The organism is Brachybacterium zhongshanense (assembly GCF_055385755.1).
This window is the reverse complement of sequence record NZ_AP043790.1, coordinates 3,271,319-3,292,828: the sequence shown is the minus strand read 5'-3', so window position 1 is coordinate 3,292,828 and position 21,510 is coordinate 3,271,319. Positions and strand designations below refer to the sequence as shown.

The 21,510-nt window shown below is 70.3% G+C and carries 15 protein-coding genes; 5 read left to right on the top strand and 10 right to left on the bottom strand.

Annotation, left to right across the window (positions count from 1 at the left end):
- Nucleotides 1-32 precede the first annotated feature (32 nt).
- The 3 genes from ACZ5AJ_RS14660 to ACZ5AJ_RS14650 all read left to right on the top strand — a co-directional run bounded on the left by ACZ5AJ_RS14660 (nucleotide 33) and on the right by ACZ5AJ_RS14650 (nucleotide 3,791).
- Nucleotides 33-824 (top strand): ThuA domain-containing protein, encoded by a 792-nt coding sequence (locus ACZ5AJ_RS14660; RefSeq protein ID WP_464135777.1) that lies wholly within the window; start codon nucleotides 33-35, stop codon nucleotides 822-824.
- The gene (locus tag ACZ5AJ_RS14655; protein WP_464135776.1) at nucleotides 821-1,912 is read left to right on the top strand and encodes a Gfo/Idh/MocA family protein; all 1,092 of its coding nucleotides are present in this window, start codon (nucleotides 821-823) and stop codon (nucleotides 1,910-1,912) included. The genes ACZ5AJ_RS14660 and ACZ5AJ_RS14655 overlap by 4 nt, the downstream gene beginning before the upstream one ends.
- Nucleotides 1,913-2,699: 787 nt before the next feature.
- On the top strand, nucleotides 2,700-3,791 hold the full coding sequence (locus ACZ5AJ_RS14650; protein WP_464135775.1) for a Gfo/Idh/MocA family protein: 1,092 nt from the start codon (nucleotides 2,700-2,702) through the stop codon (nucleotides 3,789-3,791).
- Nucleotides 3,792-3,900: 109 nt separating this feature from the next.
- On the opposite strand, the gene ACZ5AJ_RS14645 is transcribed toward ACZ5AJ_RS14650, so the two are convergent.
- Genes ACZ5AJ_RS14645 through ACZ5AJ_RS14630 form a run of 4 tightly spaced genes read right to left on the bottom strand, consistent with a single transcriptional unit; the run spans nucleotide 3,901 to nucleotide 8,231 of the window.
- Entirely contained in the window at nucleotides 3,901-4,782 is an 882-nt protein-coding gene (locus tag ACZ5AJ_RS14645; protein ID WP_464135774.1) for a carbohydrate ABC transporter permease, read from the bottom strand.
- A gap of 1 nt (nucleotide 4,783) precedes the next feature.
- Nucleotides 4,784-5,818, bottom strand: coding sequence for a carbohydrate ABC transporter permease (locus ACZ5AJ_RS14640; protein ID WP_464135773.1), 1,035 nt, complete (start codon nucleotides 5,816-5,818; stop codon nucleotides 4,784-4,786).
- A gap of 32 nt (nucleotides 5,819-5,850) precedes the next feature.
- Nucleotides 5,851-7,152, bottom strand: coding sequence for an ABC transporter substrate-binding protein (locus tag ACZ5AJ_RS14635; protein WP_464135772.1), 1,302 nt, complete (start codon nucleotides 7,150-7,152; stop codon nucleotides 5,851-5,853).
- A complete protein-coding gene (locus tag ACZ5AJ_RS14630) occupies nucleotides 7,149-8,231 on the bottom strand; it encodes a LacI family DNA-binding transcriptional regulator (protein ID WP_464135771.1) in 1,083 nt (360 codons plus the stop codon). Before ACZ5AJ_RS14630 ends, ACZ5AJ_RS14635 begins: the two co-directional genes overlap by 4 nt.
- Before the next feature lie 383 nt (nucleotides 8,232-8,614).
- Here ACZ5AJ_RS14630 and ACZ5AJ_RS14625 point away from each other — a divergent pair, with 383 nt between their 5' ends.
- Entirely contained in the window at nucleotides 8,615-13,534 is a 4,920-nt protein-coding gene (locus ACZ5AJ_RS14625) for a DEAD/DEAH box helicase (protein WP_464135770.1), read from the top strand.
- A 211-nt stretch (nucleotides 13,535-13,745) separates the two neighbouring features.
- On the opposite strand, the gene galB is transcribed toward ACZ5AJ_RS14625, so the two are convergent.
- Both galB and ACZ5AJ_RS14615 read right to left on the bottom strand, forming a co-directional pair.
- On the bottom strand, nucleotides 13,746-16,046 hold the full coding sequence (galB, locus tag ACZ5AJ_RS14620) for a beta-galactosidase GalB (protein WP_464135769.1): 2,301 nt from the start codon (nucleotides 16,044-16,046) through the stop codon (nucleotides 13,746-13,748).
- On the bottom strand, nucleotides 15,992-16,429 hold the full coding sequence (locus ACZ5AJ_RS14615) for a hypothetical protein (protein ID WP_464135768.1): 438 nt from the start codon (nucleotides 16,427-16,429) through the stop codon (nucleotides 15,992-15,994). Before ACZ5AJ_RS14615 ends, galB begins: the two co-directional genes overlap by 55 nt.
- Before the next feature lie 386 nt (nucleotides 16,430-16,815).
- Here ACZ5AJ_RS14615 and ACZ5AJ_RS14610 point away from each other — a divergent pair, with 386 nt between their 5' ends.
- Complete coding sequence (locus tag ACZ5AJ_RS14610) at nucleotides 16,816-17,832, top strand: PadR family transcriptional regulator (protein ID WP_464135767.1); 1,017 nt, start codon at nucleotides 16,816-16,818, stop codon at nucleotides 17,830-17,832.
- Between the two features lie 78 nt (nucleotides 17,833-17,910).
- Here the strand turns inward: ACZ5AJ_RS14610 and mgtE are convergent, their stop codons facing one another.
- From mgtE to ACZ5AJ_RS14590, 4 genes are all read right to left on the bottom strand, one after another.
- Entirely contained in the window at nucleotides 17,911-19,356 is a 1,446-nt protein-coding gene (gene mgtE / locus ACZ5AJ_RS14605) for a magnesium transporter (protein WP_464135766.1), read from the bottom strand.
- A gap of 51 nt (nucleotides 19,357-19,407) precedes the next feature.
- Nucleotides 19,408-20,268, bottom strand: coding sequence for an aryl-sulfate sulfotransferase (locus tag ACZ5AJ_RS14600; RefSeq protein ID WP_464135765.1), 861 nt, complete (start codon nucleotides 20,266-20,268; stop codon nucleotides 19,408-19,410).
- 195 nt (nucleotides 20,269-20,463) lie between these two features.
- Nucleotides 20,464-20,673: a hypothetical protein gene (locus ACZ5AJ_RS14595; protein WP_464135764.1), complete on the bottom strand. Its 210-nt coding sequence runs from the start codon at nucleotides 20,671-20,673 to the stop codon at nucleotides 20,464-20,466.
- A gap of 31 nt (nucleotides 20,674-20,704) precedes the next feature.
- Nucleotides 20,705-21,499: a hypothetical protein gene (locus ACZ5AJ_RS14590; RefSeq protein WP_464135763.1), complete on the bottom strand. Its 795-nt coding sequence runs from the start codon at nucleotides 21,497-21,499 to the stop codon at nucleotides 20,705-20,707.
- Between the last annotated feature and the right edge of the window lie 11 nt (nucleotides 21,500-21,510).

Sequence of the window (21,510 nt, the reverse complement as noted above, 5' to 3'; positions counted from 1 at the left end):
AAGCACCCAGAGACGCATCCAGGAGCTCACGCATGACCCAGGACCCCACCACCGCACCCCGCCGCGCGCTCGTCGTGCGCGGCGGCTGGGACGGCCACCAGCCGATCGAGGCGACCGACCTGTTCATCCCGTTCCTCGAGGCCAACGGCTTCGAGATCCGCGTCGAGGGCTCGCCCGAGATCTACGCCGACGCCGAGTTCATGGCCACCGTCGACCTGATCGTCCAGTGCAACACCATGTCCACGATCGAGCGCCCCCAGTTCGAGGGCCTGCGCGCCGCCGTCGAGGCCGGGACCGGGCTGGCCGGCTGGCACGGCGGGATCGCCGACTCCTATCGCAGCGAGTCGGACTACCTGACCCTGATCGGCGGCCAGTTCGGCTGCCATCCCGGCAAGCACCCCGACGAGCGCACGGGCGAGCAGTCCGACAACTACGTCCCCTACACGGTGAACATGCTCCCGGTCGCCGCCGATCATCCGATCACCGCCGGTATCGACGACTTCGACCTGGTCACCGAGCAGTACTGGGTGCTGGCCGACGACTACATCGACGTGCTCGCGACGACCACCCAGAAGGTCCGCGCATGGGACCCGTGGAAGCGTCCGGTGACCTCGCCGGCGATCTGGACCCGTCAATGGGGCGAGGGCCGGATCTTCGTCTCCACGCCCGGCCATCGGGTGGAGGTCCTGGAGGACCCGAACGTCCGCACGATCATCGAGCGCGGTCTGCTGTGGGCGGCGCGGGGCAGCGGCCAGCCCTATGGTCCGCGCGCGGTGTACGCCGGAGTCCCGGCCGACGAGCGGAACGCGGAGGGACAGGCATGAGCACGGCACCTCTGCGCGTGGGAATGATCGGCTGCGGCAACATCGCCGCCCAGTACCTCGCGACCTTCGACGCCCTTCCCGGACTGCAGCTGGTCGCGGTCGCGGATCTCGACCGCTCCCGCGCCGAGGCCGTCGCCGCCGAGCGGGAGGGCGTGCGCGCGCTGTCGGTCGACGAGCTGATCGCCGACCCCGAGGTCGAGACCGTCCTGAACCTGACGATCCCCGCCGCGCACGCCGACGTCGACCGTCAGGCCATCGCCGCAGGCAAGAACGTGTACTCGGAGAAGCCCTTCGCCGTCACCACGGCCGACGGCGCCGCGGTGCTCGAGGCGGCCGACGCGGCGGGCGTCCTCGCGGGCTGCGCCCCGGACACCGTCCTGGGAACCGGCACGCAGACCGCCCGTGCAGCCCTCGACGAGGGCATCATCGGGTCACCCATCGCCGCGACCGCCACGATGATCACTCCCGGTCATGAGCGCTGGCATCCGAACCCGGACTTCTACTACGTCCCCGGGGGCGGCCCCCTGCTGGACATGGGCCCGTACTACATCCACGCCCTGGTGACGCTGCTCGGCCCGGTCGAGGCCGTCGTCGGCGCCTCAAGCCGGACCCGCGCCGAGCGCACCATCGGCAGCGGACCCCGCGCCGGGGAGTCCATCCCGGTCTCCACGGACACCCATGTCACCGGTGTGCTGATCCACGAGTCGGGGGTGCTGTCGACGCTGGTCATGAGCTTCGACGGGGTCGCGACGGGGATCCATCCGATCGAGATCCATGGCACCGCAGGCACCCTCGCCGTCCCCGACCCCAACCACTTCTCCGGGGAGGTCACCGTGCACCGGCTCGACGGTCAGGGCTGGGAGGCGGTGCCGACGTCGGCCGGCTTCGTCGACGGCTCCCGCGGCATCGGCCTGCTGGACATGGCCGAGCGCGGGGAGGGTCTGCGGGCGAGCGGCGCCCTCGGCCAGCATGCGCTCGAGGTCATGAACGCGATGCTCGAGTCCGCCGAGAGCGGCCGACGCGTCGACGTGGTCAGCACCGTCGAGCGCCCCGACGCCGTGGCCCTGCGGGACCCCCGCCAGGGCTGACGCGTCCTGCCCGCCCGGACCCGCCGCCCGCCGCCCCTGCCACAGGGGTGCCTGCCACAGGGGTGCCTGCAAACTTTGGGACTCCTGCGTGATCTCAACGCCTGAGAGGCGTTGAGGTCACGCACAGGTCCCATTCTCAGCAGCACATCCCGCACCCCACGCCGAACAGCCCCTCCCCTGCCTTCGCAGATCTCACGACCGCCAAGGACACCGTGTCCGCCTGGCCATCTGACCACCTGACCACCTGTCCGATAGGCCCAGACCCCACGCGAAGGGCCGCTGTCCCGCGTCCAGGGACTGGACCGTCGGGCACCCGTCAGTCAGGGCGGCGGCGTCATGGAGCGGCGCCGACCAGGCGAGATGGACGAAGGCCACGCCCGCGCACCGCCAGACGGCGGGATGAGAGTGGCCCCCGGCACGGGGCGGCAACCGGTGGCACGCTCGCCCCGGGACCTCGCCGGTGCGGAAGACTCGTGCCGTTCCCCGACGGTGCGGACGACTCGTGCCGCTCCCCGACGACCGTGGAAGGCCACCGGAACCGATGATGGACATGGACATCCCCAGCACCGTCATCTGCACCATCGACAGCGCCGGGCGAAGTCCTCGGGCGCACCCGAGCACGCAACCGAGCGCTCACCCGAGCGCGCACAGCTGCTCGCACCGCGGCGCGCGTCCGAGCGTGCACCGACCCGCCCGTCGACCAGCTCCCGGGGACGGTCGGCTCCCCTGAGCCGATCCGTCACCACCATCACCCCGTCACCACCGCCTCCTCCGAAAGGATCCTGCGATGCCCGCCTCCGAAGGCGCCAACTACGCCCCCGCTGAGATGCCGAACCCTGTCGTCGAGCCCGGGGAGATCGCGTTCGCTGCGATGCACCTCGACCACGGCCACATCTACGGCATGATCAACGGACTGACCGGGGCGGGCGGCACCCTGACGTGGGTGTACGACCCGCAGCCCGAGCGCGTCGCGGCGTTCGTCGAGAAGTTCCCCGATGTGAAGGTCGCCCGCAGCGAGGAGGAGATCCTCGAGGACCCCGCGGTGAAGCTCGTCGCCGCCGCGGCCGTGCCTGCCGATCGCGCACCGCTGGGCATCCGCGTCATGGAGGCCGGCAAGGACTACTTCACCGACAAGACCCCGCTGATCTCCCTCGACCAGCTCGATGCCGCGAAGGACGCCGTCGCCCGCACCGGACGCAAGTACTCGGTCTACTACTCCGAGCGGATCCACGTCGAGGCCGCGGTCCTCGCCGGACAGCTCATCGACCGCGGCGCCATCGGCAAGGTCATCCAGGTGATGGGCATGGGTCCGCATCGCCTCGGCGATCCCGACTCCCGACCCGACTGGTTCTACGAGCGTGCCCGCTACGGCGGCATCCTCACCGACATCGGCTCCCACAACTTCGAGCAGATGCTCACCTTCACCGGGTCCGACGACGCCGAGATCTCCTCGAGCGCCATCGGCAACTTCGCCCATCATGCCTACCCCGAGCTCGACGACTTCGGCGAGGCCTCCATCGCCCTCAGCTCGGGCGCCTCCGGATATGTGCGCGTCGACTGGTTCACCCCGGCGGGTCTGCGCACCTGGGGCGACGGCCGCACCTTCATCCTCGGCACCGACGGCTACATGGAGCTGCGCAAGTACATCGACGTCACCACCGACAACGGCGGCGGTCAGCTCCTGCTCGTCGACGGCGAGGGCGAGCATCGCATCGATGCGACGGGCAAGGTCGGCTATCCGTTCTTCGGGGAGCTGATCCTCGATGTCCTGAACGGCACCGAGAATGCCATGACCCAGGCGCATGCGTTCAAGGCCGTCGAGCTCGCGGTCCGGGCCCAGGAGCAGGCCCGGGTCCTCGCGGCCGCACCGACCGCCTGACCCCGCGGGGCGTCGGCCGACGCCCCGGGCGTGCAGCAGAGCCCGATGCTCGTCATGAGCATCGGGCTCTGCTGCATCCTGCCGCGCTGCACGAGGCCGCGCTGCGCCGCTACTTCACGGCGCCGGCGGTGACTCCTCGGGTCAGCGTGCGCTGGAAGATGAGGAAGAAGATGAACGTCGGCAGCAGCGAGACCAGGGCGCCCGCGTTCAGGGTGGGGACGTCGAGCATGCGATCGCCCTGGAGGGACGACAGCGCGATCGGGACGGTCTGGTTGTCGTTGCTGGTGAGCATGACCAGCGGGATGAAGAACTCGTTCCAGGTCCAGATGAAGAAGAAGATCATCAGCACCGCCATCGTCGGCCGGACGACGGGGTAGACGATCCGCCACAGGATCTGCCAGCGGCTCGCGCCGTCGAGCTGGGCGGCCTCGAGGAGCGCCGGCGGGAACGTGCCGAGCACGGAGGCCAGCAGGTAGGTGCCGAAGGCCGACTGGATGACCGTGAAGATGATGACGATCGACCAGGGGTTGTCGGTGAGGCCGACTCGTCGGGCCATGTCGAACAGGGGGTAGATCAGCACCTCCTGGGGCAGCATGTTCGCCATCAGGAAGACGCCGACCAGCCACAGCCGGCCCTTCACCCGGCCGACGCCGATCGCATAGGCGTTCAGCAGCGACAGGATCACCGCGAACACGGCCACCAGCGCCGACGTCCACAGCGAGTTCCACAGCTTGATCGGGAAGTTCACGCGCTCCCAGAAGTTGACCAGGCCGTCGAAGTAGAGCTCCCTCGGCAGGGACAGCGGGCCGCCGCTCGAGTAGTCCGCGGGGGACTTGAAGGCGTTCAGCAGCATCAGCAGGAACGGCGCGACCATCAGCAGCGCGATGATCAGCGCCCCGGCGAGGACGAACCAGCGGGCGGCTCCGCGATGGTGCCGGTCGCGGGTGCGGCGCGCGGGCGCGCCGTCGGCGGAGATGTTCTGGGCGGTCATGTCAGCGGCCCTCCTCTTCCTTGCGGGCGCTGCGGTTCTGCAGGACCTGGATGGCGCCGCCGATCAGGATGATGATCAGCGTCAGCACGGTTGCGATCGCGGCGCCGTAGCCGACCTGCGACTTGTCGAAGAAGCTCAGGTACGAGTAGTACGACGGCACGAGCGTCGAGCTCTCCGGGCCGCCGCGGGTGAGCACGTAGATCGGGGCGAACACCTTGAGTGCGGCGATGGTGCAGGTCAGCACGATCACGAAGGTCTCCGGGGAGATCTGCGGGATGGTGATGGCGCGGAAGCGGGCGAACCAGCCGGCGCCGTCGAGCTCCGCCGCCTCGTACAGCTCGGGATCCACGCGCTGCAGGGCGGACATGAAGATCACCGTCGGATAGCCGATCTGGATCCAGATCAGCACCAGCATCACGGCCCAGAGGGCGAACGACGGATCACCCAGCCAGTTCGGCGGTTTCTCGATGCCGATGCCCCGCAGCAGGACGTTCACGGCACCGGTCTGCGCGTTGAGCACCCAGTTCCACACGATGCCGGCGACGGCCACCGGGAGGATCTGGGGCAGGTAGTAGGTCGCGCGCAGGAACGCGGCGATGCGGCTGTCGAAGTGCTTGGCGACGAAGTCGAAAAGGACCGCGGCGAGCAGCAGCCCCACCAGCGTCGGCACCACGACCATGGCGCCGATCATGTAGAGCGAGTTGCGGAACGACAGCCAGAAGGCGTCGTCGGACATCAGGTCGATGTAGTTCTGCAGGCCGACCCAGCGCTTGGGGGCGAGGCCGCCCTTCCAGCTGTGCAGGCTGTACCAGATGTTCAGGATGAACGGCACCAGGATGACGACGACGAAGGCGATCAGGCCCGGGATCAGGTAGGGCCAGTAGCCGGCGGCGGCGCTGCGCGGGGTCCGGCGCCGCCGCGCTCTCAGAGCACCCGGGGCGCCCGGCTCTCCGGGCCCGCCCGGTGCGACGGTCGCCGACGAACCGGTCGCCGACGAACCGGCCGACGCCGCCGGAGCGGCTTCGGATGTGGACATGGGGATCCTCCCGAGGGATGGTCGTGCGGCGGTCACTCGCCGGTCAGGTCGGCACGGCCGGTGGTGTAGGCGTCGCCGAGCTCGGCCATGGCGTCGGCCGGGGTCTTCGAGCCGTTGATCAGGGACTGCATGGCGCTGACGACCTGGTCGTAGAAGCCTGCGACGGGCCAGTCCGGGTAGAAGGCCAGGCCGTCGGCCTCGTTGACGGCCGCGAAGTTCTCGGTGAGCTCGCGGGTGCGGTCGTCCTCGATGGTGGAGGTGTCGCCGGTGACCGGGAGTCCGCCGGTCTCGCCGAGGATCGCCTGGACCTCGTCGGACATGGTGATGTCGATGAACTCGGCGGCCAGATCGGGGTTCGCGGCGTTGGTGGGGACGACCCACAGGTTGCCGGAGGAGCCGATCGTCAGGTCGGTGCCGGGGAACAGGAACTGCCCCCAGTCGTCGGACATCTCGGCGACCAGGCGACCGAACCACCACGAGCCGGAGAACATGATCGGGTAGGTGCCCGCGATGAAGGCGGTGCCCATGTCCTCGGCGGTCAGGCCCGCCGTGTCGGCGTCGACGTAGCCCTTGTCCACCCAGTCGGCGAACTGCTGGGCGCCGGACATGATCGGGTCGCCGGCCCAGTCGACGTCGCCGTCGAACAGCTGGTAGGCGTCGACGAAGGCCCGGTCGGCGTGGGCGAGGACCAGCTGGTACCAGAGCTGACCGGCAGGGTACTCGGCGCCTGCGGTGGCGATCGGCGTCGTGCCGGCGTCCACGAAGGTCTGCAGCACGTCCTCGAACTCGTCGAGCGTGGTGGGGACCGCGACCCCGGCCTCGTCGAACATCGTCTTGTTGTAGTAGACGAGGACGTACTCGCCGTAGTTCGGCACCCCGTACCACTCGCCCGAGCCCATCAGCCCGTTCTCGTCGTAGCGCGCGGTGGTCTGGAGGGACTCGGAGAGCTTCTGGTCCCAGCCGTTCTCGGTCGCTGCATCGGTCAACGGCGCCAAGAGCCCCTGCGATGCGAGCTGCCCGGCGGTGGAGTTGCCCTTGTTGTACTCCATCACGTCCGGGACGTCGTTGCCGGTCAGGACGATCTTGGCGTTCTTCTGCAGCTGCTCGAAGGTCTGCTTCTCGACGGAGACGGTGACATCCGGGTGCGCGTCCTTGAACAGCTCGATGGCGCGCGCCCAGGCCTGGCCCATCGCCGAGTCGTCGTTCTCGTAGTGCCAGATGACCAGCGAGCTGCCGTCGCCGGAGCCGCCTGAGCTGCATGCCGACAGGGCCGGTGCGGCGGCGGCGCCGAGGGCGGTGGCCGCGGCGAGGGTGGTGAAGTTCCTGCGCTTCATGACGTCCTGCTTCCTTGGAGGGTGGTGGGTGGAGGGTCGGTACGGGGAGGGTCGGTACGGGGAGGGTCGGGGCGCGGGGCGACCGAGTCGCCGTCGAATGGCTCGCAGCTGACCAGCACGCGGGTCGGCGGCCGGTCCGGGGACTCGAGCTGCGCCAGCAGCGCGTCGACGGCGCTGCTCCCCATGGCCTCGCCCGGCGCTTGCCAGCCCGTCAGGCGCGGCGTTGTCATCGATCCGTTTCGACGGCTGGAGACGACGCCGACGACGGACAGTTGCTCGGGCAGCCGCACGCCGAGCACGCGCAGCTCGTTCATGAGTCCGACGACCGCGAGGTCGTTCATGGCGATCACGGCGTCGGCCCACGCCCCGGCCTCCATGGCGTGCAGCTCCCGCGCCAGACGGCGGCCGGCGTCGGGCGAGGCGTCGACTGCGTACTCGACGTGGTCGAGGCCCCGCTCCTCCGCGATCCGGACGAAGGCCGCGTGGGCTCGGACGGCCGGCCCGTAGCCGTCGGCCTCGAGCTCCGGGGAGCGGCCGAGGAAGGCGATGCGGCGATGACCGGAGGAGACCAGCGCGCCGAGCGCGCTCTCGACCGCGGCGTCGAAGTCGATGTCCACGAAGCTCAGACGCTCGGGATCCCGGGTGCGGCCGACGGCGACGACGGGGACCTCCGCGCCGACCAGGGCGTCGACGCGGGCGTCGTCGAGACCCACCTCGACCAGGATGACGCCGTCGGCATGACCTGCGGCGACGAGGTCGACGAGGCCGGCCGGGGACTCGGCGCGAGCGATCGGCCAGACGGTGAGCAGGTAGCCGCTCTCCGCCGCCCTGGCGTGCGCACCGCGGACCACCTCGAACACGGTCTCCCCGGCGGAGACGTCGAAGTCGGGCAGGTGCAGGGCGAGCGCCCGCGCCCGTCGGCTGGCCAGCGAGCGGGCCATCGCGTTGGGGCGATAGCCCAGCTCGGCCATCGCCTCCCGGATCCGTTCACGGGTGGCGGCGGAGACCGGCCGGTCCCCCGACAGCATGTAGGAGACCGTGCTCGTGGCCACGCCTGCGCGCGCCGCGACATCGCTCATGGTCGCCGCCATCGTCCTGCCTCCCCTCGTCGGACGTCGTCGTTCCGCTGGTGCCGCCGCCGATCGGCGGCGCTCGGGCTGCCGGCCGCGCTCGGACTGCCGACGGTGCAGCGACGGCAAGGACCGCATCGTCGATGGCTTAAACGATTCGCCGATGCTCGAGAAACGATCGGATCCGACGATCCGCGTCCGACATCGCACGCTCGACGCTCGAGAAGGCAGGCCTCACATCTCCGCTTCCGCGGCACAAGGTCGAAGCGCTTCGACCCGTTGCGCGACCAGTCTGCGTCGGAACGCTCCGCTTGTCAACGCGGCCAGTCGACGTCCGTGCGGGCAGCGTCGGACCGGCCCACCGACATGCGGAGACGGGAGATACTTGGGCCATGAGCGTCGCCACTTCTCCGTCTCCGATGAAGATTCTGGATCGCATGTTCAATGCAGCGACCTCGACGGCGGATCAGGGGGCGAGGTTCGAGCGGTTCACGCTCTCGTTCCTGCAGACGGACCCGCTGTGGGCGGCGCAGTTCTCGACGGTGTGGATGTGGGACCAGTGGCCCGGGAAGTGGGGGCATGACTCGGGCATCGATCTGGTCGCGGAGCGGCGCGACGGAGGTCTGACCGCGATCCAGTGCAAGTTCTACGCACCCTCGCATCGCGTCTCCAAGGGCGATCTGGACAAGTTCCTCGCGGCGTCGGGCCGGGGCGGGTTCACCGAGCGGCTCGTGGTCTCCACGACCACGCACTGGGGGGCCACGGCGGAGGAGTCGATCCGCGAGCAGTCGGTGCCGGTGCGTCGGCTGGGGCTGGAGGACTTCGAGAAGTCCCGGATCGATTGGGCGGCGTTCGACCCGGAGACGCCGTCGGCGCTGTCGCTGTCGGGGAGCTCGGATCTGCGCCCGTACCAGCGCACGGCGATCAACAAGGTCATCGAGGGGTTCACGACCGAGGATCGGGGCCGGCTGATCATGGCCTGCGGGACGGGGAAGACGTTCACGTCGCTGCGACTGGCCGAGGAGCTGGTAGGCGAGGCGGGCAGCGTGCTGTTCCTGGTGCCGTCGATCGCACTGCTGTCCCAGGCGCTGCGGGAATGGTCGAACAACACCTCCTTCGAGCGCCTGACGGCCATGGCGGTCTGCTCGGACGCGAAGGCCTCCCGCACCACCCGCGCGAAGGAGGACTCGTCGGAGATCTCCGTCGTCGATCTGGCTCTGCCCGCGACCACGGATCCCCACCGCCTGGCCGAGCGCATGAAGGAGTCCCGCTCGAGCGGTCAGGGCATGCGGGTGGTGTTCGCGACGTATCAGTCAATCGACGTGGTCGCCCGCGCGCAGCAGATCGCGGGGCTGGAGCCGTTCGACCTGGTGATCTGCGATGAGGCGCACCGCACCACGGGCACCACGCTCGCTGGCACGGAGGAGTCCGCGTTCGTGAGGGTCCATGACGCGGACTATCTGAGGGCCACGAAGCGTCTGTACATGACCGCGACCCCTCGGATCTACGACGACGCCTCGAAGGCGAAGGCCGGGAAGGCGCAGGCGGTGCTCGCGTCGATGGACGACGAGGACGTGTACGGGCCGGAGATGTATCGCCTCGGCTTCGGGCAGGCCGTCGAGATGGGCATGCTCACCGACTACAAGGTCCTGATCCTCACGGTGAACCAGGAATCCGTGGGAGAGGCTCTGCAGGATGCGTTCGCCCGTGATGGGGAGCTGACCCTGGACGACGCGACGCGTCTGATCGGCTGCTGGAACGGACTGGCGAAGCGCGGCGACACCGAGCATTCCTTCGCCCTGGACCCGCAGCCCATGCGCCGCGCGGTCGCGTTCGCGAAGGACATCAGGGCTTCGAAGAAGGTCGCCGCCCAGTTCACCGATGTGGTCTCGACGTACGTCGATGCTCATGACAGCACCCCCGAGGACGCTGACCTTCCGGCGGAGGAGCCGCAGACGGAGTCGCTGCTGGCAGTCGAGGCGAAGCATGTGGACGGCTCGATGAACGCGATGGAGCGCACCGAGCTGCTGGACTGGCTGAAGGAGGACACGGAGGCGAACTCCTGCCGGGTGCTGTCCAACGCCCGCTGCCTGTCCGAGGGCGTGGACGTCCCGTCTCTGGACGCGGTGATGTTCCTGAACCCGCGCCGTTCCGTGGTGGACGTGGTCCAGTCCGTGGGCCGGGTGATGCGTCTGGCCGAGGGCAAGAAGTACGGATACATCATCCTGCCGGTGGTGGTCCCCGCGGGCGTCGCCCCGGAGAAGGCCCTGGACGACAACCGCAACTTTCAGGTGGTCTGGGATGTGCTGCAGGCGCTGCGCGCCCATGACGAGCGGTTCGACGCGATGGTCAACAAGGTCGAGCTGAACCGGGCCCGGGACTCCAAGATCGACGTGGTCGGCGTCGGCTTCGACGGCGCCGGCGACGGCGGGGAGAACGGGAGCAGCAGCGACACCTCCGCGATGAGCGCGGCCCAGGGGACGCTGCAGGTGCGCCTGACCCAGATGGACGATCTGCGCAACGCGATCTACGCACGGATGGTGAGGAAGGTCGGCTCCCGCACCTACTGGGACCAGTGGGCCAGGGACATCGCCGTGATCGCTCAGGCGCACATCACTCGCATCACCGCCCTGGTCGACGATCCGGGCACCGCCGCCTCGCAGCAGTTCGACGTGTTCCTCGACGCGCTGCGACGGAACCTGAACGAGTCGATCACCCGGGATGGGGCGATCGAGATGCTCGCCCAGCACATGATCACCAAGCCTGTGTTCGACGCCCTCTTCGAGGGATACGCCTTCACCGACCACAACCCCGTCTCCCAGGTCATGAACCGCATGGTCGATGCCCTCACAGCCATGCACGTGGATGCGGAGGCCGAGTCGCTGGAGGCGTTCTACGAGTCGGTGCGGCTGCGCGCCGCGGGGATCGACAACGCCGAGGGCAAGCAGAAGATCATCACCGAGCTCTACGAGTCCTTCTTCAAGAACGCCTTCCCTCGGGCCGCCGATGCCATGGGTGTCGTGTACACGCCGATCGAGATCGTCGACTTCATCCTCCGCTCCGTGGACGACGTGCTGAAGCAGGAGTTCAACCGCTCGATCAGTGACGAGGGCGTGCACGTGCTCGACCCGTTCACCGGCACCGGAACGTTCATCGTGCGCCTGCTCCAGTCCGGCCTCATCGACCCGGCGGACCTCGCCCGGAAGTACGCCTCCGAGCTGCACGCGAACGAGATCCTGCTGCTGGCCTACTACATCGCCGCGATCAACATCGAGACGACGTTCCACGATCTCCAGGCGCAGGCCCACGGGGTGGAGCCCGCGGCGGAGGATTATGAGCCCTTCGACGGGATCGTCCTGACGGACACGTTCCAGCTCACCGAGGACGGCGACCTCACCGACGAGGTGGTCTTCCCGACCAACAACACGCGTGCCGAAGCGCAGAAGGCCCTCGACATCCGCGTCATCGTCGGGAATCCGCCCTACTCGGTGGGCCAGACCTCTGGAAACGACGACAACGCGAACGTCAAGTACCCGACTCTGGACACGCGCGTGCGGGACACGTTCGCCGCTCGCACCGATGCGACGAACAAGAACAGCCTCTACGACTCGTACATGCGGGCGATCCGCTGGGCCAGTGACCGCATCGGCGATGAAGGTGTGATCGGCTTCGTCACGAACGGCGGCTGGATCGAGGGGAACACCGCCGCGGGTGTCCGCAAGACTCTGGCCGACGAGTTCAGCGCGATCTACGTCTTCAACCTCCGCGGGAACGCACGCACGGCTGGGATGCTCCGCCAGAGAGAGAAGGGCAACGTCTTCGGCTCGGGAGGCCGAACCACGATCGCCGTCTTCCTCCTCGTCCGTACGACGCAGCACGACGGCCCCGCGACGATCCACTACCGCGACATCGGCGACTACCTCACCGCGAAGGAGAAGCTCGCGATCGTAGACGACGCCAGCCTCGACACCGTCCCGTGGCGCCAGATCGAACCGAACGAGCATGGCGACTGGATCAATCAGCGCGACGAGGACTACCTGACCTACCCCATCCTCGGAGGCAAGGCGACAGACGGCACCCTGGTTTTCGACAGCTACAGCGCTGGCTTGCAGACCAACCGTGATGCTTGGGTCTACAACTCATCGAGCGCCGCTCTCGACAGGAACCTGACTCGGTTCATCGAGACCTACGACGCCGAGCGTGAACGTTTCGCCGAGTACGCCGACACTCACAAGCTCGCTTCGCCCAAGGGGCCGGACACCGTCGGTGTCGTCACCACTGACGACACCCAGATCAAGTGGACCAGCGGCCTCCGAGACCGCGCCGCAAAAAACCGCGCCCTCGAACGATCCGGTCAGCACATCGTGCGCAGCCTCTACCGGCCATTCATGACCCAGCACGTCGACCTCACGGACGGGCTCATCCACCGGCCCGCCGTCGCCCGCCGGTACTTCCCCACCACGAAGCACGACAACTACGGGTTCTACGTGAACGGCATCGCAGCCGGCAATCCGTTTGCTTGCCTCGCTACGAGGACCGTGCCCTGCCTGGACCTCTTCGGAAAGGGCGGCCAGTTCTTCCCCCGCTACCGCTGGGAACCTGTCGACGACGGCGCCCTCGCGCTCGACGTGGACGGCGCCGTCGTCGACGGCTACCGCCGCGTCGACAACATCACCGACGAGTTCCACCGCCACATGCGCGAGCGCTACGGCGACGGCGTCAGCAAGGATGACGTCTTCTTCTTCCTCTACGGCCTCCTCCACTCCCCCGAGTATCGGGAGCGCTACGCCGGTGAGCTGAAGCAGATGCTCCCTCGCGTCCCGAACGTTCCCGCGGGAACGTTCTCCGCGTTCACCGCGGCGGGCCGCGAGCTGTTCCGCCTCCACGCCGACTACGAGGATGCGGAGCTGTACCCGCTGGAGGTCGTGGGCGGAGAGCAGCCACCGCTCGGCAGTCCCGACGCGGCCGCGGAGTACTACCGGGTGCAGAAGATGCGCTTCCCCACCGGCAAGAAGGCCGCCGACGCCCCCGACGCCCTGTTCCTGAACCCGCAGATCACGGTGCGCGGCATCCCCGAGGAGGCCTACCGCTACCAGCTCGGCTCACGCAGCGCGATCGAGTGGATCATCCGCCAGTACCAGGTCACCACCGACAAGGCCTCCGGCATCGTCAACGACCCCAACCAATGGGGCATCGAGCACGGCAACCCCCGGTACATCCTCGACCTGCTGCAGAGAGTCGTCACCGTCTCCGTGCGCACGGTGGAGATCACGGGATCGCTGCCGCCCCTGAGCGCTGAAGCAGGCGAGTGATGACCGACTGGGTCATCCCCTCCAACCGTGACACCTTCTCTGTGTCCGAGCCTTCGGCACGGAAGCCCACGGCGCCATCCCGGGGCCGCCCGTTCAGACGGAGACGCGGAGGCTGACCTCGGTTCCCTCCAGGCCGTCGGCCTCGACCCGGACCGTGGCGACGCCGGTCCCCGCGTCGCCCTCGGGACCACGCCCCGCGTCGGCCGCGGGATCACTCCCCTGCCCGGTGCGGGGCGCCCGGGGTTCGCGCCGGGGGGCCGCGGACGACGGCGAGGGCCCTCCCGCTGAACGCATGGCGCTCGGGCGAGGGGAAGGCGACCATGTCGGTGGGGTCGCCGTTGTCGGTGGCGACGAGGTCGGCGGGCCCGTCGACGGTGAAGACCAGCAGGTCGGAGGCGTTCGGCACGGGGATGCCGTCGGCGTCGACGATGCGGGCGGAGACATGGGCGAGATCCCGCCCGTCGGCGCGGATCTCCTGGCGGTCCGTTTCGAGGACGATGCGACGGCCCGGGCCGGCCGTGCGGACGGCATCCTGCGCCCAGAACTCGTCCCCGTGGCCGTCCTTCCAGGTGAGGACACGGATCTCGCCTGGGGTGTAGACGACCTCGTCCCAGCGCAGACGGTGCTCGCCGGGACCCTTGCGCCGTCGGCCCTGGGAGACGCCGTCGACGAAGAGCTCGCCCTCGTCGCCCGAGGTGAACACGTGCACGGGCGTCACCTGGCCCTCGCGTCCCGGCCAGGTCCAGTGCGGGAGGAGGTGGGCGGTCGGCTCGTCGGGGCGCCAGCGGGAGCGGTAGAGCCAGTAGCGGTCCTTGGGGAAGCCCGCGAGGTCGACGATGCCGGTGTAGGAGCTGCGGGAGCTGTAGTAGGGGGTGGGCTCGCCGAGGTAGTCGAAGCCGGTCCACACGAACTCGCCGGCGACGAAGGGATGCACGTCGAGCGTCGCGAAGACCTTGTCGGCTGTGGACCCGAAGTCGACGGCGTGCAGCTCATAGGCGCTGACCTGGCAGGTCTCGTCGTCGGCCCCGCGGCCGTCGCGCGCGGAGGCGCTCTGCGCGGAAGAGACGGGGAACAGGTAGGTCCCGCGGGTGGACAGCGCCGAGGCGGTCTCGGTGCCCAGGATCGGGGTGTCCGGGAACGCCTCACGGAACAGGGGGTACTGCGGGGGCGTGCGGATGCGGTCGGTGCCCTCGAACTCGGGCTCCTGACGGATGCACTCGCCCTGGTAGTTGATGCCGATGACGTCGACCTCCGCCGGCAGCGGCATATGCGGCTTGGCATAGTTCATGGCCGTGGTGGTCGGGCGGGTGGGGTCCTCGTCGTGCGCGATCCCGACGAGCCGTCGGGCGACGGCGGCACCCTCGGCATCGGTGTACTGCTCCCCGACCTCGTTGCCGATGCCCCACAGCACGATCGAGGGATGGTTGGCGTCGCGGCGGATCATGGCGCGCAGGTCGGCCTCATGCCAGTCGCCGAAGACGAGATGGAAGTCGAGATCCGTCTTGCGCGCATACCAGGAATCGAAGACCTCGTCGAGGATCAGCACGCCCATGCGGTCGGCGAGGTCGAGCAGCTGCGGCGCAGGCGGGTTGTGCGCCATCCGCACGGCGTTCGCACCCATCTCCTGCAGGATCTCCAGCTGCCGCTCGGCCGCGCGCTCGTGGAACGCGGCGCCGAGGGCACCCAGGTCATGGTGGTTGTTGACGCCCTGGACGGCGACCGCACGGCCGTTGACCTGCAGGCCCTCGTCGGCGTCCCAACGGATCTCGCGCACCCCGAAGACCGTCTCGACGCGGTCGACGAGCTCGTCGCCGCGGTGCACTCTGGTCACCGCCAGATAGCGGTGGGGCGCCTGCTGCGGCGGCGGGCCCCAGAGCGACGGCTCGTCGATCCGGGCGCTCGCGTGCACGGTCCGGGCGGACGGGTCATCCAGGGTGGGGAGGCCGACGGCGACCGGCTCGGTGCGGGCGGCGACGGGGCCGACGGGCGCCTCGGCCCCCAGCGGCAGGCTGCGGATCTCGGTGCGGACGACCAGCTCGTCGGCCTGAGGATCGAGCGGGCCGCCGGACGCTGCGGGGCGTCCGGCCGTTTCCGGCGCTCCTGCGCCGCGCACGTGCTCGAGCGTCGTGGCGACCTCGACCAGCGCGCTCTCGACGGAGACCTCCGGGGTGGTGATGCGGGTTCCCCAGTGGGCGATGCGCTCGGGCGCGGTCCGCACCAGGCGGACGTCGCGGAACAGTCCGCCGCCCGGGTACCAGCGGGCCGAGCGCGGCGGGTTGTCCAGCCGGATGGCCAGCAGGTTCGGTCCCTCGAGGTCGACGTACGGGGTGAGGTCCAGGCTCCAGCCGTTGTATCCGTAGGGCCATCCGCCGACGAGGCGGCCGTTCAGCCAGACCGTCGCATAGGACATGGCGCCGTCGACCTCGAGGGAGATCGCGCGGCCGGCGTCGGCGGGGGTCAGGGGCAGCTCGCGGCGGTACCAGCCCACTCCCCAGCTCTCGAGCCGACCCATGCCCCCATAGGGGCCGTCGACGAGGAAGGGCCCGGCGATCGCCCAGTCGTGGGGACGCTGACCTGCTCCCAGTCGGAGTCGTCGAGATCGGTGCGGGCGGCATCGGGAGCGACCGGCGGATCCTCGGCGGGCCGACGCGCACGGTCGGCGGGGTCGGCGAGGAGGGGCGCCGCCGACGGCAGGATCCAGGGCTTCAGGCCGACGGTGTCGTCGGCGCCGTGGTCGACCTGCTCGGGGCGGGCGTCGGCGTCCTTGCCGTCCTCGGCCTCGCCGAGCTCGGGCCGGGTCTCGTAGTCGAGGGCTCGGTCGACGTCCTCCGGGGCGATGCGGCGGAAGCGCCAGCCGTCGTCGAGCAGCAGGATGTCGCGGGGGCAGGAGGTCATGGGTGCTGGGCTCCAGAGGCGGGACCGGGGGTGATGGGCTGCGGGGCTGCGCCGGCCGGGACCCGGCGGGGCGGAGGCACGTCGTCGGACGCCCGCTCCCCGGCGCAAGTGAGCGATACTACCCCGCAAACTTTCCGAGAGTTCTCGACGTCGCGCTGATCGCTTCGGCGCGCCACGTCGACCGGCGGACGTCGATCCTCCCCGCGACCTCGAGCGTCGTGCGCCGACTGACCATCATCGACGATCGGAAGCACTGCATGCCGGGAGCCCTGCGACCCGTCCATGCCGTCGATTCGCCGCACCATCGCCCTCGATCCCTTGCCTGCGCTCGAGTTAGCGATATATCGTGATGCAGTCACGATACGAACTATGGAAGGAACGCAGACATGCGACAGCATCATGACGACACCGATCTGCTCCTCGACGAGCAGAGCACCACCCATCATCACCACCACCATGACGAGAGCAGCTCCCACCACGACCATCCGCACCACGACGATCCCCGCCGCGATGAGCACGGCCGTGACGGCCGCCGGGGCGGCCGGGGCCGCATGCGGCGCGGAGCAGGGCGGCCGGGGTTCAGCGATTCCGAGGGCTTCGGTCTGGGCTTCGTGCCGGGCTTCGGCCCGCATGCCGGGTTCGGCCCGCGGATGTCCCGCGACGACGGTCCGATCGACGACGGTCGCGACGTCCGCGACGATGACGGCCACGGAAGCGGTCGCGGCGGCCCGGGCGAGGGTCGCGGTCGCGGTGGCCGCGGAGGCCGGGGCGGCTACGGCCGCGGCGGCTTCGGCCCCGGTGGCCCCGGCGGCTTCGGTCCCCGCGGACCCCGCGGACCCTTCGGCCCGGAGGGGCCTGAGGGTCCCGAGGACGATCCCGACGGCTTCGGTCCGCGCGGTCCCCATGGTCACGGCGGCGGGCGGGGCCGGGGCGGTCGCGGCGGCCGGGGACGGGGACGTCGCCCCCGCGGCGACGTGCGCACCGCGGTCCTGCTCCTGCTGAGCGAGGAGCCGATGCACGGCTACCAGCTCATGCAGTCGATCGGCGAGCGCACCCAGGGCCGCTGGTCCCCCAGTCCGGGGGCGATCTACCCGACCCTCTCCCAGCTGGAGGACGAGGGCCTCGTGGAGACCTCGAAGGAGGGCGGGCGCAAGCTCGCGACCCTCACCGAGGCCGGCCGGGCGCACGTCGAGGAGCACTCCGGCTCCTGGTCGGATCCCTTCGCCGCCGCGGGTGACGAGGGCGAGCAGCTGCCGGACGTGCGCGTGGCGCTGCAGGACCTCGGCGGTGCGATCCGCGAGGCCGCTCGGTCCGCCGATGCCGCGCAGCTGACCCAGGTCGTCGAGATCCTCGGCGACGCCCGCCGCTCCATCTACCGGATCCTCGCCGGCGACCAGCAGTGATCCCCCGCGCGGACCCGCAGTCCGCCTCCGTCCCCTCTTCCCGGCCGGCGCCCTTCCGAGGGCGCCGGCCGGCCCGCGTCACAGGCCCAGGACGGCCATGGCGATGAGGAAGTAGATGATCAGGCCGGTGGCGTCGCAGAAGGTCGAGATGAAGGGGTTGGAGAAGACGGCCGGGTCCGCGCCGACCCGCTTGGCGATCAGCGGCATGAGGCCGCCGACCATCGCGGCCATCGTGCAGATCGACAGCAGCGTCGTGCCGATGACGACGCCGATCGCCCAGCCGTAGACGAGCCCGGCGATCACGAACCCGAGGGTCCCCAGCACCGTGCCCAGCAGGGCGCCCACGCGCAGCTCCCGGAAGATCACGCGCGGCAGGTCCCGCACGCGCACCTCCCCCATCGCGAGCGCCCGGGTCACGGTGGTGGCGGCCTGGTTGCCGGTGTTCCCGCCGGTCCCGGTGAGCAGCGGGATGAACAGGGCGAGGACGACGACCTCGTCCAGCTGGGCCTCGAAGGACTCGAGCACGCGGACGGTCAGCACGGCGGAGGCTGCGAGCACCAGCAGCCAGACGATCCGGCTGCGGACGATGCCCAGGATCGAGGTGGAGAGGTACGCGCGGGGCAGCGGCTCGGAGCCGGCGGTGCGCGCCGCGTCCTCCTCGTTCTCCTGCTCGATGATGTCGACGGCGTCGTCGATGGTCACGATGCCCACCAGCCGGTCCTCGCTGTCGACGACAGGCATGGCCAGGAGCTTCGCGGCGAGGAAGCGCCGGGCGGCGTCCTCGCGGTCCTCGGTGGCGCGGGCGCGGACTGCCTCGTGGGCGAGATCGCCGATGAGGGTGCCCGGGTCCTCGACCAGCAGACGGCGCAGGCCGACGACGCCGAGCAGCCGTCGGGTCGCGTCGACCACCGGCAGCAGGTACACGGTCTCCGGGGCCTCCGCGTGGGTGCGCACGTGGACCATCGCCTGGGCGACGGTCTGCTCGGGCCGGAGGGTCAGCACCTCGGGCGACATGTAGCGGCCGATCGCATCGCGCGGGTAGCCGAGCACGGCAGTGGTCATGGCGCGCTCGTCGGCGTCGAGCCCCCGCATCAGGCGCTCGGCGACCGATGCCGGGAGCTCGTCGACGAGGGAGGCGCGGTCGTCGGGGTCGAGCTCCTCGATGATGTCGGCGACCTGCTGGGTGCGCAGGCCGGTGATGAGGTCCGCCTGATGGTCGGCCGGGATCGCCTCGAAGACGGCGAGCGCCGTGTCCTTCTCGAGCACGCGGAAGAGGATCGCGGCCTCGGTCGCACTGCGGGTCTCGACGAGGTAGACGAGCTCCTCGACCGGCAGCCGCTGCGCCTCGAGGGCGAGCTGCTCGAGGCCGGCCTGCTCGATCGCGCTCCGCGCGGTCCGGCCCTCACGGCTCTCGCGCGGGCCGCCGTCCCGGCGGCCGGACGCGGAGCGCAGACGCGCGACGACGGAGTCGACGAGCTCGCTGGTCTGCTCAGGGGAGAGCGCGCGGGCCTTCTCGGGGATCATGGTGCGGGCCTCCTGGGATCTCGTCGTGCAGCAGGTCGTGCACCGCGGACGTCAGGCGAACCAGAACCCCGTGAAGGCGTCCTTGTAGACGCGGTAGCCGTACCCCGCCGAATCGTAGCGGTAGGTCGCCAGGACCTCGCCGTCGGCGGTGCGTTCGGAGAACACGTTGGCACGGCCGGAGTTCACGACGAGGGGGCTGGTGATGCCGCCGTCGCCGAGCCGGAACACGCTCGAGACGACGGCCGAGCAGGGCACCTCGCCGGCGAGGTCCTGCGTGAAGGTCCCGGCGGTCTCGCGGGAGGAGAGGTACATGATCCCGTCGACGACGTCGACGGTGTTCAGATGGATCCAGTCCTTGCCGGTCGCCTCGGTGCCGCCCGCCTCGCCCTCATCGAGGATGGTGAGCGCCTCGTACTCGGGCAGCAGCTGCTTCATGTCCACGACCTCGTCGACCTCTCCGGTGGCCAGGTCCACGCGGATCACGCGGTCCTCGACCTCGTCGGCGTCGAGGTCGGAGGTGAGGGCGTAGGCGATCCCTCCGACCACGACGAGGTCGTGATGGATGCTCTGGCGTCCGGTGTCGATGGTCGTGGTCGCGCGGCCGAGATGGTCGATGACGCTGATCCGGCGGGAGCCGGTGGCGAGCACGAGCTGTCCGTCGACCAGCTGGAAGCGGTGGCCGGCGGAGTCCCCGGCCTGGAACTCGGCGCGCATCGTGCCGGTCCTGTCGAACAGGTAGGTGCTGTTGCCCAGCCCGGAGAGGCCGCTGAGCGCGAACAGCCCCGGGGTCAGGGTGAGGGTGTTGTGGGCGCCGGGGACGAGGGCGATCAGCAGGCCCTCGAAGCCGCCGTCCGCGGCATGGGTGGCCGGGGTGATCGCGTAGTCCTCGGTCGCGGCGGCCCGGGAGACCACGTCGAGGGAGCCGGCCGACTCGTCCTCGAAGTGGACGTACAGGCCGGTGCGGGTGGTGCCGTACGGGTCAAGGACCAGCAGCGGGTCCGACGCCGTCCAGGTCCGCTCCGCCTTCTTCGCCTCGAGGGCCTCGTGGCGGGCCGCCTGCGTCGCGGCGTCGAAGACGTCGGGCGTCTCCTGGCCGTCCGCGAGGTCTTAGCCGACGGTCCACACCGTCCAGTCGCCGCGGGAGGCGGGATCCTCGCTGTACACGACCTTCAGGGCGGCGACGTCGGCGGCGTCGGGCTCCTGCGTGCCCTCGTCGTCGGTGCACGCCGCCAGGGTGAGGGCTCCGGCTCCGGCACCGACAGCGAGCGCCCCCCTGATCACGGTGCGTCGGTCCATGGTCGCGGCGGCCTGAGACATGCCTCGAGTGTAGGCAGGCATCCTGGACCGTTCAGGGGCCGAAGGGGTCCTCGGGCATCTCCGGGAGCGGTCGGGCGTCGTCCTCGTCGTCGGGCTCCGGCGGACGCGGCAGCACGAGGGCCGCGATGGTCGCGGCGATGATCAGCACGATCGGCGCGACCAGCACGAGCATCCAGGTGGGCAGCTCGAGCAGGGGCGCGTCCGAGAGCTGGTGCAGGAGCCGACCGACGTCGGAGACGAGCAGCAGGGCGCCCGACGGGAGGGCGGCGACGGCGACGCCGATCGCGACCGGGCGCACCATCCCGCCGAGGGCCACGACCGCCGCGGCCAGCAGCAGCGCGGCGAGGGGGCCGACGAGCACGGCGAGCATCGTCCAGGCGAGCTCCCCGGTGGAGCCGTCGGCCGCGATCGCCGGCGCGAGCGGCATCCCGGCGGCGAGCAGGAGGCCGCCGGAGACCCCTGCGCCGATCCCCAGGAGCGACCCGGCGGGCCGGATCAGCACCATGATCGCGCACACCACGGCGAGCAGGACGCCGACGATCTCGCAGACCGCGGCGCCGGTCTGCAGCCGCCCCGGGAGGCCGGAGCCGGCGTCGACGAGCACCGAGCCCGGACCGACGAGCCCGGAGCCGGGGCCCAGGAGGACGGCGACGAGACCCGCGGCGACCCCGAGGATCGCTCCGACGCCGATCGCGGTCGCGCTCCATCGGCGCCGTTCGGGCGGTGCTGCCAGCACGGTCGCCCCGAGCGGGCAGATCGCAGGGATGCACACCGCGATCGACATCAGCAGGACGGCGATCAGTCCGGGGGACGCGGCGTCGGTCATCGGGGCCTCCT

Bases quoted from the DNA above. Each gene is read 5' to 3' on its own strand.
- mgtE (WP_464135766.1), bottom strand. From the start codon at position 19,356: ATGATCCCCGAGAAGGCCCGCGCGCTCTCCCCTGAGCAGACCAGCGAG.
- ACZ5AJ_RS14650 (WP_464135775.1), top strand. From the start codon at position 2,700: ATGCCCGCCTCCGAAGGCGCCAACTACGCCCCCGCTGAGATGCCGAAC.
- ACZ5AJ_RS14590 (WP_464135763.1), bottom strand. From the start codon at position 21,499: ATGACCGACGCCGCGTCCCCCGGACTGATCGCCGTCCTGCTGATGTCG.
- ACZ5AJ_RS14660 (WP_464135777.1), top strand. From the start codon at position 33: ATGACCCAGGACCCCACCACCGCACCCCGCCGCGCGCTCGTCGTGCGC.
- ACZ5AJ_RS14610 (WP_464135767.1), top strand. From the start codon at position 16,816: ATGCGACAGCATCATGACGACACCGATCTGCTCCTCGACGAGCAGAGC.
- galB (WP_464135769.1), bottom strand. From the start codon at position 16,046: ATGGGTCGGCTCGAGAGCTGGGGAGTGGGCTGGTACCGCCGCGAGCTG.
- ACZ5AJ_RS14625 (WP_464135770.1), top strand. From the start codon at position 8,615: ATGAGCGTCGCCACTTCTCCGTCTCCGATGAAGATTCTGGATCGCATG.
- ACZ5AJ_RS14635 (WP_464135772.1), bottom strand. From the start codon at position 7,152: ATGAAGCGCAGGAACTTCACCACCCTCGCCGCGGCCACCGCCCTCGGC.
- ACZ5AJ_RS14615 (WP_464135768.1), bottom strand. From the start codon at position 16,429: ATGACCTCCTGCCCCCGCGACATCCTGCTGCTCGACGACGGCTGGCGC.
- ACZ5AJ_RS14645 (WP_464135774.1), bottom strand. From the start codon at position 4,782: ATGACCGCCCAGAACATCTCCGCCGACGGCGCGCCCGCGCGCCGCACC.
- ACZ5AJ_RS14595 (WP_464135764.1), bottom strand. From the start codon at position 20,673: ATGTCTCAGGCCGCCGCGACCATGGACCGACGCACCGTGATCAGGGGG.
- ACZ5AJ_RS14630 (WP_464135771.1), bottom strand. From the start codon at position 8,231: ATGAGCGATGTCGCGGCGCGCGCAGGCGTGGCCACGAGCACGGTCTCC.
- ACZ5AJ_RS14640 (WP_464135773.1), bottom strand. From the start codon at position 5,818: ATGTCCACATCCGAAGCCGCTCCGGCGGCGTCGGCCGGTTCGTCGGCG.
- ACZ5AJ_RS14655 (WP_464135776.1), top strand. From the start codon at position 821: ATGAGCACGGCACCTCTGCGCGTGGGAATGATCGGCTGCGGCAACATC.